Source organism: Vibrio sp. TAP-3B (assembly GCF_057784735.1).
The window spans coordinates 980,726-993,995 of the sequence record NZ_CM173495.1; the positions used below are offsets into that span (position 1 = coordinate 980,726).

At 43.5% G+C, this 13,270-nt stretch carries 11 protein-coding genes and 1 pseudogene; 6 read left to right on the forward strand and 6 right to left on the reverse strand.

Annotated features, from left to right (window positions below; all coding sequences use genetic code 11):
- Positions 1-76: 76 nt before the first annotated feature.
- From AC3D28_RS04625 to AC3D28_RS04640, 4 genes are all read left to right on the forward strand, one after another.
- Entirely contained in the window at positions 77-643 is a 567-nt protein-coding gene (locus AC3D28_RS04625) for a hypothetical protein (protein ID WP_488535696.1), read from the forward strand.
- A gap of 190 nt (positions 644-833) precedes the next feature.
- Positions 834-1,019, forward strand: a complete 186-nt coding sequence (locus AC3D28_RS04630) for a hypothetical protein (protein WP_488535697.1) — start codon at positions 834-836, stop codon at positions 1,017-1,019.
- On the forward strand, positions 1,009-1,212 hold the full coding sequence (locus AC3D28_RS04635) for a hypothetical protein (protein ID WP_488535698.1): 204 nt from the start codon (positions 1,009-1,011) through the stop codon (positions 1,210-1,212). Before AC3D28_RS04630 ends, AC3D28_RS04635 begins: the two co-directional genes overlap by 11 nt.
- A 4-nt stretch (positions 1,213-1,216) precedes the next feature.
- Entirely contained in the window at positions 1,217-1,747 is a 531-nt protein-coding gene (locus AC3D28_RS04640; protein ID WP_488535699.1) for a riboflavin synthase subunit alpha, read from the forward strand.
- Positions 1,748-1,864: 117 nt separating this feature from the next.
- On the opposite strand, the pseudogene AC3D28_RS04645 reads toward AC3D28_RS04640, so the two are convergent.
- Positions 1,865-2,125: pseudogene (locus tag AC3D28_RS04645) on the reverse strand (riboflavin synthase); the annotation flags it as partial.
- 241 nt (positions 2,126-2,366) lie between these two features.
- Here AC3D28_RS04645 and AC3D28_RS04650 point away from each other — a divergent pair.
- Positions 2,367-3,737 (forward strand): MATE family efflux transporter, encoded by a 1,371-nt coding sequence (locus AC3D28_RS04650; protein WP_098415517.1) that lies wholly within the window; start codon positions 2,367-2,369, stop codon positions 3,735-3,737.
- A 144-nt stretch (positions 3,738-3,881) separates the two neighbouring features.
- Entirely contained in the window at positions 3,882-4,892 is a 1,011-nt protein-coding gene (locus tag AC3D28_RS04655; protein ID WP_488535700.1) for a DUF3080 domain-containing protein, read from the forward strand.
- On the opposite strand, the gene AC3D28_RS04660 is transcribed toward AC3D28_RS04655, so the two are convergent.
- From AC3D28_RS04660 to hrpA, 5 genes are all read right to left on the reverse strand, one after another.
- Positions 4,882-5,727 (reverse strand): DNA ligase, encoded by an 846-nt coding sequence (locus AC3D28_RS04660; RefSeq protein WP_488535701.1) that lies wholly within the window; start codon positions 5,725-5,727, stop codon positions 4,882-4,884. The genes AC3D28_RS04655 and AC3D28_RS04660 overlap by 11 nt on opposite strands.
- 381 nt (positions 5,728-6,108) lie before the next feature.
- Positions 6,109-6,498 carry an AAA family ATPase gene (locus tag AC3D28_RS04665; protein ID WP_098415514.1) on the reverse strand — a complete coding sequence of 130 codons (390 nt, stop codon included), beginning with the start codon at positions 6,496-6,498 and terminating at the stop codon, positions 6,109-6,111.
- A gap of 115 nt (positions 6,499-6,613) precedes the next feature.
- Positions 6,614-8,194 (reverse strand): BCCT family transporter, encoded by a 1,581-nt coding sequence (locus AC3D28_RS04670; protein WP_488535702.1) that lies wholly within the window; start codon positions 8,192-8,194, stop codon positions 6,614-6,616.
- Positions 8,195-8,694: 500 nt separating this feature from the next.
- Positions 8,695-9,174: an outer membrane beta-barrel protein gene (locus AC3D28_RS04675; RefSeq protein WP_098415512.1), complete on the reverse strand. Its 480-nt coding sequence runs from the start codon at positions 9,172-9,174 to the stop codon at positions 8,695-8,697.
- A 187-nt stretch (positions 9,175-9,361) separates the two neighbouring features.
- The gene (hrpA, locus tag AC3D28_RS04680; RefSeq protein ID WP_488535703.1) at positions 9,362-13,198 is read right to left on the reverse strand and encodes an ATP-dependent RNA helicase HrpA; all 3,837 of its coding nucleotides are present in this window, start codon (positions 13,196-13,198) and stop codon (positions 9,362-9,364) included.
- Positions 13,199-13,270: the final 72 nt, after the last annotated feature.

The following is a 13,270-nucleotide window of genomic DNA, read 5'->3' on the forward strand; positions in this document are numbered from 1 at the left end:
TTGGACACAGTTATTAAAGTCGAAAATAATTGTGTCCATTACTTAACTAAATATCTTCAACACGGGAGATATTTAAATGAAACCAACACCAACCACCCTGACATTCGACGAATTCCTTGCTGAATCTCGTGCTATCGACGCGGCTCGCAAATGGTTACGAAAGAACACAGCTAAAACAGGTAAAGTACTCAACAAAAGACTGAACCTACTGCTTGAACGCGCTTTATCAAGCTTGTTTGAGCCAAGTGAAGCAACTAAGTTAAGTCGCCAGATCAACTCATACACAACAGCTCTCGTTGCTTCATTTGAAGAACTGCAACAACTTGCGAAAACAGTCGTTAGCGACACCAACGATCAAGCCAATCAATCTAAGCAGCTTAAAACTCTTGCGATAGAAACAAGACAACTGACCAGCCAGTTTTTAACGACTCTAGAAGACTACCGACGTTCAAGCACTAAAGGCGGTAAATTAACTCTTATTAAAGGCAAGATCGATAAGGAGCTATACGCCGAAGCCATTCGCAAGCTTGAAGCAATAGAAAAGCTCTGTGACCAGACATCAAAGGCAGCGGCATTTCTAGCAATAGACAACGTAGAAGCCGCTAGTAAACAACTACAGTTCATCATCAACGCTAAACTTTAATCCCTCTAGCCCTCGCACCACGTCGAGGGCTTTTTCATGCTCAAAAATCCCTGCTCAAAAACTCGATATAAATACTTGCATATGAGAAATGCATCTTCTCATGCACCGAATGATTCCAATTCCTGCTAGTTTGCTGTGCTAGTTGGTGCGAAAGACAGCAATTCTAAATTTACAACATAGAGGCAATAACATGAAGAAAGGCGGCAGACCAGAACGGTTTGATGAGATAGCCAGTGCCGAACTGGCTATCTTGTCCTGCCTAGGTATCAAATCGATTAGTTCACTTGCTCGTGACAATAAATGCTCACGCAACACCGTAACCAAGTACGTTAATCGATTTAAAGCACGTTTAGGAGTACTTGGGTATGCAGATTAACTTGAACCACGTTCAACGTGACACGTCAAACCGTTGGCTGTTAAGTGCTGTTCTTGATGCTATTCAATATCAAGCACCGGAAGCGGCGTTTCAAGCTTCTTGTCGTGTTGCTGGTGGACTTAATCAATGGTTAGATGAAGAAGAGCTTGAAATACTCTTATCTGCTCATTCAAATGAACTAGAGCAAGTTTGACGTTATGCTGAAAAGCCTTGAGATTACGACGCTGAGTGAATACGAACAAGACCAAAAGATCAACGTAGAACGCGCGGCAAAAGATGGTGCTGAAATTGGTGGACACCCACTATCAGGACATGTTGATTTCAAGACCTCAGTGCTCGACGTTCAGCAAATCGATGATAACTACCGCGTGCGTATCAATGCTCCACGCGAATGGTTAAAATATATTTTCCCTAAAGGCTACATTGCTTTGAATGGCGCAAGCCTTACTGTGTCAGACGTTGACAAAAAAGAAAGCTGGTTTGATGTTTGGCTGATCCCAGAAACTCGCAGAATGACTACTTTCGAAGAGAAGCAAAGCGGTTCAAACATCAACGTCGAGATTGAGCGTGGAACTCAGGTTATCGTTGATACTGTGCGAGATGCTATTGACGAAAAAATGGGAGCTTTAATGCCGCTGTTTGAGAAGTTTCTAGCGACAAATAACGCAGACATTGACTCTATCGGTCAAGCAGCACAAAAGGCTCTCTCAAACTCTGATAACCAATAATACTTTGCGTCATGAGCTAGGGTAACACGCCCTAGCTTCAGCGTTTACTGAAGTAGTAGCACTCAAATAACATGAAAAATCAAAAACTCACTTTTTTAATCACAATGCAATGATTTAAGCTTGATAAGTGTTAACGCTGTCACCTTCCACCAAAGCCCCTAAATTGGTTAATGCTAACGTCGCTTGCATCAAATCAAAGTGGATGAGGTTTCCCACTATTTGGGTTACGGTCAAGCAACAGCCATTGTGTGCAACTGATGCGCCAATCTCTAGTCCCTCACTCAGTTTGCCATTTAACTCGACTACGTGCGTTTGAAAGCGCTCTTTCCTATCAATCTGGACAACCTTAGCCGTACCTTGAACTATTCCTGTAAACATTATTTTTTACCTATTAATATAAACGTATCATGAACTAAGCAAACGTTTATTCAGTGTTCTTCACTATTCGCTGTCTAACTATAGAATATAGACATACAATTGTTTATCATTCGCGCGGAGTTTCTCCGAGGCATTTTTTCACCTTATAGTGATTAAAATCAACCATCAGATCAGTGCATCACGTCTTTTGTCTTCGAGCACTCCTTTCTTTTAACTTATTGTTCCGCTCTGGAGTATTTTCGTGCATCGCTATAAAGAAGAAGCATCAAGTCTTATAAAACTGGCGACTCCTGTATTGATCGCTTCTGTCGCTCAGACAGGCATGGGGTTTGTCGATACCATTATGGCTGGTGGCGTAGGTGCCACAGATATGGCTGCGGTTTCTATCGCTTCAAGCATTTGGCTACCCTCCATCTTATTTGGTGTGGGTTTATTAATGGCATTGATACCAGTCGTTGCGCAGCTAAATGGTTCCGGTCGTCGAGCAAAAATCCCATTTGAAATACAACAAGGAATTGTTTTAGCGCTGTTGATCAGTATTCCGATTATTGTTGTCCTGCTTCAAACCCAGTTTATTCTCGGGTTCATGGCCGTCGAAACGCTCATGGCAGAGAAAACGGTGGGTTACATATATGCCGTCATTTTAGCCGTTCCAGCATTTTTGCTCTTCCAAGCCTTAAGAAGCTTTACGGACGGTATGTCATTAACTAAACCAGCGATGGTCATTGGCTTTATCGGCTTGTTACTCAACATTCCTCTCAACTGGATTTTCGTCTACGGAAAGTTTGGTGCGCCAGAACTAGGTGGCGTTGGTTGCGGTGTTGCAACAACGATCGTTTATTGGGTAATGCTTGCGCTGCTTCTTATGTATGTCATCACGTCAGAACGTTTAAAGAGTATCAACCTTTTTGGTGAATGGCACCGCCCACAGTGGAAGGCGCAAGTTCGACTTTTTAAACTTGGTTTCCCTGTTGCTGCCGCACTGTTCTTTGAAGTGACGCTATTCGCTGTTGTTGCACTCTTAGTGTCACCATTAGGTCCGATTATCGTTGCCGCTCATCAGGTCGCGATAAACTTCTCCTCTTTGGTGTTTATGCTGCCGATGAGTATTGGTGCTGCGGTTAGTATTCGAGTTGGTCACCGACTTGGCGAAGAAAACGTAGACGGTGCACGTGTTGCATCTCGAGTGGGAATCATGGTCGGTTTAAGTTTATCTGTACTAACAGCTGTGTTAACCGTGTTATCTCGAGAACTGATCGCCGAACTCTACACCAACAACCCCGAAGTCATTACGCTTGCCATGCAGTTATTACTGTTTGCAGCGGTTTATCAATGTACCGATGCCTTTCAGGTGATCGCAGCAGGTGCGCTACGCGGTTATAAAGACATGCGTGCCATCTTTAACCGTACATTCATTGCCTACTGGGTCTTTGGTTTGCCTATGGGTTATATCCTTGGTCGAACGGACTGGATAGTTGACCCAATGGGCGCACAAGGTTTTTGGCTTGGTATTATTATCGGTCTGTCTTCCGCAGCGATAATGCTAGGAATAAGGATGCGTTGGATGCACCGTCAAGATCCAGAAATACAGTTAAATTTTTCCGTTCAATAAAAGATGATTTAAGGTACAAGGTTTAAGCTCCTTGAGATTATTTCAATATAAAAGCCAGCAAATGCTGGCTTTTTTAATCGAATAACAGTGATACGGGTATACTTTTTTACACAAATAAAGATAGAGAAGTAAAAAAGGATTTTTGTGCGACTCATTTTATTATTCTCAACATTCCTTATTGGCAGCTGTAGCAACTGGTTTAACCCAGAAAATGCCGTGTTTGATAAATATCACCATCGTTTAGCCAATGTGTTGGACTCTCCAACCATTCCAATGGTAGGACAGCCGGCAATTACCATCCCTTCAAAGCGCGCGTTATTCGAGCCACTTCCAAGGTTATCAATAGGTCTGTTAGAGAGTTATCAGCTACGCCAATGTGGCCTATTCAATCTACTAGCAGAAAAAAATTCACAACTTGGCAAAGTTCAGGACGCGTTTCACGACTTTGATTATCAGACTTCGCTATTAAGAACACTGAATACCTGCCTAACGGACTTTAATCTTAGTAATGACGAGCGCGTTATTCTGGAAGAGCTGTATTCAAAAAAATGGCAACACTTCTATACGCACCTCGATAACGTATTACTTAGTAGTGATGCAATGCGAAAGCAATTAACGGCTTCTGATTGGTTATCAGTCGAAGACGTAAGTGATGTGGCACACATCAGTGATGCGTTTAGCCTTTTCAGCGAAATGTACGATGTGCCTCTTCAAACGATTTCCCGCCTACCCGATGTCGCACTTATTCAGTATCAGGAAGAGATCGAAAAATCTCGCTTGCTGGGTCGCCTTTATTACTCAATGGTTAACGCCTCTCATTGGTTGAATGTCACGACACAATTGCTCGAACAAAACCAAAGTAATGTGCAGTGTGGGGAGAACCGTGACACTACTCAGTTTCGTTATTTAAACAATGTTTTTAACTCAATTTACGTTGAAGAAGTACAACCTTACTTGGCTTACTTAGACAGTACTTACCAGCAAATCAGCAGCGGTATTCAACTGGTCGAGTCGCGAATGCAACTTCATGGACATCCATATGGAATAACAGACGCACATAAAGCTTTTAGAACACAGATCCTAAAACATGTTCAGTTCTGGCAAGCTCTCTTCAAGCGGTGTGGTGTAACTGTTGGCGGTCGGTCTACTCTTTAACGCGCTCGCGCAAGAACCTTGCAAAACGAGGCTTGCCAGTGTGAGTAAAACCGTTATATCTAAAAGTCACCGTTGCCCCAATTTTTGGTGGCTTACGACGAACTTCGTCGGTGAGCCCACTACCTATATAAAACTCTGTTCCATCTGATAAACGCACTAATAATGCCCCTACCATACCTAACAACCGCCCTGTTCCCGGTTTATGGCCAATCACCAAGGCTTCATCATCAGCGTATCGCTTTAATTTTAGCAAATCACTACCACGGCCAGCTTGGTATCGACTGGAAACCTTACGTAACATTACTCCTTCGCCATCGGATATCAATATCTTATCTAACTGGTTAAACAAGTGAGCTTCATTTTTAATCGTTCTGTGTTCAACATATTTGATGTGGGGCTCATCAAGCTCAAACACTAAGTCCTTAATATTGTAATAGCGTTTACGGTAATCTCCTGCGGAATACGGCATATCAAAAATCATAAAGTCGATTGTTCGCCAAGCAGACTCGACCGGTGTTTTATCGAGTACGGTTTGTTGTACCAGATGAAAGTTACCTCGGCCAGCCCAAAGCTCACCATCTAACGGGTAGTCTGGCAAAGACTCAATAAACCACTTTGGTGCATATATCCTATTTCCGTTTCGAGTCACAAAGTGATGACCAGTCCAATAAGCGCGTATGCCGTCCAGTTTTTCGCTGTACCAGTACTCAGAGACATCAATTCCATCTTGATACGTCTGAGCCAATGAAACCTGTGGAATGAGAGATGTATCAGCCTGAGACTGAGCAGACGCCGTCAGGACAGCAAGCGCGATCAAAGTCATTTTCAATGGCATAAGGAAACCTTATTCAAAAAACTTTATTGAAACGCAACTGCCCTCGATGACCTATTTGTCATTATTTATTATTCGACTCAGCACAATAACATAAGTCATCAGTTACAAAGAAAATCATAAAATTTAGACAAGATGTACATTTGTTCTGAAAACCATCCTAAGCAACGTCGACATGAATCTGTAGCGCGTCCAGTTTTCTGGTTTTTATGAGATTAATGTCTTATAAAATCATCCATGGACGACCTTAACGTTGAGCTTTCTATCCAAAGTCAGATTTGCTCACAGCTACGTACTTAATAAGCTCGTTCTACTTTGGGATCGTCATGGTTCTTTCAGTCATGAAAGACATTGGTGGTGAATGGTGGCGGGGACAGTGACTTTTTAATTCTGCCATTGGCGACGCATTTTCTCTATGGTCGCTGGTGGTACATCATGAACGCTCTTATATTCTTCGCGACACACTCTGATTTCCACTTCAATCGCCTTTTTGCTGCAGTAATCTAGGTAACGTTGCATTTCCCAACGACATACAAATGTATTGCTTACGATGACCACTTTGTTCTTGTTGAGCCATTTTCGAGTTTGTTGAAAACACCACTCATGCGCTTGAGGCAATTGAACCGGATTGAAGTGGTACTCTCCGCTCTCATCCTCAAAAAACATATCAGCTTCAAAGTGCTTAGCGTCCAACTCTTTCATTAATTGTTTTGCTAAGGTTGTTTTACCAGAGCCGGGAAGGCCTCGAATTAGGATCAGTTTAGCGATAGACATATGTTCATCTGAAATTGGGGTAACTAAGGTAAATGGAATTTCTTAAAAAGAAAAGTAAAAAAAATGCCGAGCGCATTACGCTCGGCATTACACTTAAAGAATAAGTCTTGCCGTGTTATTTATAAGCTGAAAGCTCAGTTCTTAGACCTTTAACCAAGCTTACACACATCACCAACAGCACAAAAGTGAACGGTAGTCCTGTGGCGACAACACCCGACTGCAATGCTTGCAAGGCTTCTTTACCGCCAATCCAAAGCATTACTGCGGCAATAGCACCTTCGATACACGCCCAGAAAATACGTTGTGGTATTGGTGCATCAATCTTACCACCAGCGGTAATACTGTCGATAACGAGTGAACCAGAGTCCGAGGATGTGATAAAGAAAACCAAAATTAACACAATTGATAGAATCGAGATCACCGAGCTGTATGGAAGCACATCGTATACATGGAACAACGTCAATGAAATATCAGTAAGACCATTCGCACCCAACTCACCGACATTATTCACAACTTGGTCAAGCGCAATACCACCAAATACAGACATCCAGATAAGAGTGACTATCGTTGGAATTACAATCACTGCAAATAAGAACTGTCGAACGGTACGCCCTTTAGATACGCGGGCGATAAACATACCGACAAATGGTGACCAAGAAACCCACCAAGCCCAGTAGAACACTGTCCAACCGTGCATCCAGGTTTCATCTTCGCGGCCATGAGGGTTACTCAGCGGAATAATATTTTCGATGTAAGCCATAGTCGTATCACGCAGAGAAACCAATGCCGTATCGGAACTAATAAAGATAATGAAAACAAGTAACGCGAAAGCCACCACCATGTTGACATTACTTAATAGCTTGACACCGCCATCAATACCGCGAATCACAGATAGCACCGCGATAAAGGTAACAAAGGTAATCACAATCATTTGTGTACCAATACCACCTTCTAGGCCAAACACATGATTAATACCACTGGTTGCTTGTTGAGCACCTAAACCAAGCGAAGTAGCAAGACCAAAAAGAGTTGATAAAACGGCAAGGATATCGATCACATGTCCTAACCAACCCCATGCACGGTCACCAAAAATTGGGTAAAACGCCGATCGTAACGAAAGTGGTAAACCTTTGTTAAAGGCAAAAAATGCGAGTGCTAAGGCAACAAGTGCGTAAATACTCCAACCATGAACACCCCAGTGGAACATGGTGGCCCCCATCGCAAGAGATTTCGCTTCTTCCGAATATGGTACGGCATTTAATGGCATTCCCCACCAGTCGGTAAAGTATGCGGTTGGCTCAGCTACACTCCAGAAGAGAAGGCCGATCCCCATACCTGCGGCAAAAAGCATCGACAACCAAGAAACAGTTGAGTGATCCGGTGTTGCTTCTTTACCACCTAGGCGTATCTTACCTAGCGGAGAGAAAAGTAGAACAACAGCGAACAATAAGAAGAAGTTAGTCGACCACATAAAAAACGCATCAAACTGTTCGATAATTCCGTTTTTAAGGCCGTTTAATACGTCACGAGCAGTGCTTGGCTCGACAAGAAGAAGTGAAATGAGACAGAAAGCTATGAGACCTGCACTGATACCAAAGACGGGGTTATGTATATCGAATCCCCACTTTTGAACGTTATCTTGTCCAACCTGATAGTCTGTTGTGTCAATACTATATTTTTTAAATGCATTATCCATAAATACAAATTTAACGTTAATTTGAAACGCTCCTCAATTGAGAAGAACTCCAATACCGCCCTCCATTAATTTGAACTCTAAAGTTTTAAAGCGGACGAATACTAGCAACAATCACAGTATTTTGCAAAAGCATCATATTTATTGCATTTTCAAGACAAATGGAGACATAGATACACAAAGCAATCAAACACAGAAACTACGACGTCTAATGATTCTCTCATTACCTATAAAAGTAATAAAAACGAAGACGACTTGCACTCAAATCTAGCTCAAACGCCCATTTTTTATCGGTATTCAGTAAGCGAACGTTAATGTTTAGCGAAACGCTTCGTGGCAATGCATTGGTCGAGCCTATCAGGCATCATGATAATGGAAGTCGTAGGCATTTTAAGACTAATCAATCAATAGGTTAGATTCGACTGTTGTTTCTCTGAGTTACAGACAAAAAAACACCAGCGTGTTGCCAGTGTTTTTTCAAATAGACTTGCGAAAGAGGGTGCTTATAGGAAGTGCAGTGTCGCGTTTAGAGAGAATGTACCTATGTCCTCTTTGTCAGCGGTGTAGTTGGTATAACTTGCACCAACAGACATCGGGCCAAAGACGAAGTATTCTGCACCTACACCATACATTAGATCGAAATCGTCATCGTTTTGACCACCTTTCACTTCTTTATCCCACTGGTGGAGGCCACCTTTCGCATAAATATGTAGTGGACCGAAATCGATACTAGGTTTAAGTGCTGCATAGTAAGACGTCAACTTAGTGTCTTGACCATTTACGTTAAATTCACCATGTTGAGTGACACCAGCTTCAATACCGATGAGAGGCAGAATACCAGTACCAACATGTACAGAGTAAGACGTATCAGTCTCACCTTTGTAGTCAGACTGACCAACGGTTGCACCACCGTAAACCCAAGAATCTGCCATTGCCGCAGAAGATGCGCCAAGTAACGCCACTGCTAATAGAGTTTTTTTCATCATCTACCTTTATTTACTCTTTATTATTACCAACGCCTGCTTTATTCAGCCGTTGGTATTACAAATATAAGAGAGGCGAATTATTGCCTCCCAAGCACTAGAAATACGCTTAATATGTTACTAGCAATTACTGTACCAGCCGATCATCAACCGTTTAAAACACACTATGCGTCATTGTACATATTGATTAACAAGCATCAATCGCGTTTTTGATTCGTTTATCAGAAACCGGATAAGGCGTACCTAACTGTTGAGCGAAATAGCTCACTCTCAGCTCCTCGATCATCCAACGCACTTCTTTAACGTTCTCCGGTATAGCCATACCTTTCGGTATTTTGTTCAGCAACTCTTTATAGTCATTCATTACCGATTCAATCTTTAGCATGTGCAACCGGTCTTTGTTTGGATCGATTGGTAACTTCTCCATACGACGCTCAATCGCACGCATATAGCGAAGGATATCTGGAAGACGTTTCCAGCCACACTCTGTCGCAAAGCCCTTGAAAATCAAGCTTTCAATTTGTGCCTTAATATCAGAGAGTGCAAACGCCATGGTGAAATCAATTTTCCCTTTCAATTTCTTATTAATGTTAAAGGCAGTCGTAAGAATGGTTTCCACTTGCTTGGCAATGTCCACCACCGTATCACCCAATTCAGCACGAACGTGTTCTTTCAGCGTTTCAAACTTTTCTGGTTCCCAAACTAAACCGCCCTGCTCTTCGATCAATTTATCAACGCCACACGCGATACAATCATCAATGAGATCAAGTACCTTACCATAAGGGTTGAAGTACAGACCGAGCTTAGATTTATTTGGTAAGTTGGCATGCAAATATTTGATTGGCGACGGGACATTCAACAAGATTAAACGTCGCTGACCTGCCCGCATAGCAGACACTTGCTCATGTTCCGTTTCGTACAGTTTGATCGCTACGCTATCTTTCGCATCCACCAGAGCAGGATACGCTTTTACCTCGTAACCACCGCGCTTTTGCTGGTACACCTTTGGCAGTTCGCCAAAGCTCCATGTGTGCAAACCTTGTTGTTCAATATCATCATCCGCGACTTTAGAAAGTGTTTCCTGAACTTTCTCTTTCAAGCTTTCTTTCAATTCATGAAGATCTTTGTTTTCCTTCAATTTACGATTTCGATGATCCACCGCGCGGAAGGTGACTTTTAAGTGCTCTGGCACCTGCTCCATGTTCCAATCTTCACGCCGTATTTCGGCACCAGTCATACGTCGGAGTTCTTTCTCAAGGGAGTCAAGCAGCGGCGCTTCCATTGGTGTAACACGCGCTAAAAATGCGTCCGCATAATTTGGTGCTGGCACAAAGTTCTTACGGAGTGTCTTCGGCAGCGATTTAATCAAGCTCACTACAAGCTCATGACGCAAACCCGGGATCTGCCAGTCAAAGCCCGCTGGTTCCACTTGGTTTAAGATGGGGAGCGGCACATGCACTGTGACGCCGTCACTATCATCGCCGGGTTCAAATTGGTAACTCAACTTGAGCTTCAAACCATTTTGATGCCAGAAGTTCGGGTAATCCAAGTCGGTGACATGGCTGGCGTCGCCCTTGAACAACATCTCCTTTTCAAAGTTAAGCAGTTCAGGATTTTCTTTTGATGCCTTTTTCCACCACGTATCGAAGTGCTTACCAGACACCACTTCGGTACCAACACGTTGGTCATAGAAATCAAACAGCTCATCGTCATCCACCAAAATGTCACGACGACGGGATTTGTGCTCAAGCTCTTCGACTTCTTCAAGTAACTTACGGTTTTGCTTGAAGAATGCATGTTTAGTCTCCCACTCACCTTCAACCAGCGCACTGCGGATGAAAATTTCACGACTAACAGAAGCGTCGATACTTCCGTAATTTACCAAGCGCTTGGGTACAATTGGGACGCCGTATAACATGACTTTTTCATGAGCCATAACAGCAGCGCGCTTCTTCGACCAATGTGGTTCACTGTAACTGCGTTTAATTAAGTGTTTAGCCAGCGGCTCAATCCACTCTGGCTGGATTTTCGCAATAACACGACCCCAAAGCTTTGAAGTTTCTACCAGCTCAGCAGACATGATCCATTTTGGCTGCTTCTTAAATAAGCCTGATGCTGGGAAGATATGGAAGCGCGCATTACGCGCACCTTGATATTCATTCTTCTCCTGATCTTTCATGCCGATATGAGACAGCAAACCAACCAAAATAGCACTGTGCACACTATGGTAAGACGCAGGCTCATTATTGAGCTTAAACTCCATTTCACGCATGGATTGGTGAATCTGGAAGTACACATCTTGCCACTCACGTACGCGCAAATAATTTAAGTAATCTTGCTTACATTGTTTACGGAATTGGTTACTCGATAACTCTTTTTGCTGTTTTTGGATGTAATCCCATACCTTAACAAAGGTTAAGAAGTCCGACTCTTCATGGAAGAAGCGACGATGTTTGTCGTCTGACGCTTGCTGCTTATCTGACGGGCGCTCTCGCGGGTCCTGAATCGATAGGGCTGCGGCAATGACCATCACTTCTTTAAGTGCACCATACTTGGGCGCTTCCAAAACCATGCGCGCTAAACGCGGGTCAATAGGTAAACGCGCAAGTTGTCGACCAATTGCCGTCAAACGTTTCTTCGGATCTTTTATGTCTGCGTTAATCGCCCCCAACTCTTCTAGAAGACGCACACCATCTTGAATATGACGCTTATCCGGTGCTTCAACAAATGGAAACGCTTGGATATCACCTAGGCCCAATGCCGTCATTTGTAAAATAACCGACGCTAGGTTGGTGCGTAAAATCTCCGGATCCGTAAATTCTGGTCGTGATTCAAAATCTTCCTCTGAGTACAGACGAATACAAATCCCCTCTTCCACACGACCACAACGACCTTTACGTTGGTTGGCACTTGCTTGAGAGACGGGTTCAATTGGAAGACGCTGAACCTTAGTACGGTAACTGTATCGGCTGATACGTGCCGTACCCGGATCGATCACGTATTTGATGCCGGGAACGGTTAACGAGGTTTCTGCCACATTGGTTGCCAATACAATACGGCGACCTACGTGAGGTTGGAAAATCTTGTTCTGCTCTCCCGCTGACAAACGCGCATAAAGCGGGACTATTTCCGTGCTCTTTAGGTTGCGCTTAGACAATGCATCTGCGGTATCACGAATTTCACGTTCACCATTCATGAAGATCAGAATATCGCCTAAGCCTTCATCGCACAGTTCGTCAACGGCTTCAAAGATGCCTTCTAGTTGGTCGCGGTCGTTATCATCATCGCCACTTAGTGGACGGTATCGCGTTTCTACCGGATAGGTACGGCCAGAGACTTCAATAATTGGGGCGTTATTGAAGTGTTTTGAGAAACGTTCCGGGTCAATGGTTGCCGACGTGATGATCACTTTTAAATCAGGACGACGCGGCAGCAATTCTCTCAAGTAACCCAAAATAAAGTCGATGTTTAAGCTGCGCTCGTGCGCTTCATCAATGATGATTGTGTCGTATTGGTTCAAGAAGCGATCGTGCTGAATTTCTGCCAGCAAGATACCGTCGGTCATCAACTTGATTTGCGTGTTCTCTGAGATCTGATCGTTGAATCGAACCTTATAGCCGACGAACTCACCCAGCTTAGTTTCCATCTCTTCCGCAATCCGGTTTGCTACCGAACGAGCAGCAAGACGACGCGGCTGAGTGTGGCCAATCAAACCAAATTTTCCACGACCAAGTTCAGCACAGATTTTCGGCAATTGCGTGGTTTTACCCGACCCGGTTTCACCCGCGACAATAATGACTTGGTTTTCTTCTATCGCTTTGGCGATATCGTCCCGTTTCTGGCTGACTGGCAGAATTTCTGGATATTCAATTTTTGGCTGGAAGCTGCCACGTTGCTCCGCAACCATCATGGATTGCGCAATATCTAATGCGATCTCATCAAATACCGCATTACGCGCCGCGTCTTTCTTGATTTTACTCGCACCGGAGATCCGTTTACTTAAACGGAAGCGGTCACGCATCATGCATTGATTCAATGCTTTGCGTAGTGATCCCGCACTATTCACTTGAGCATGAGGAGCTTGAGCTTTTTTTCG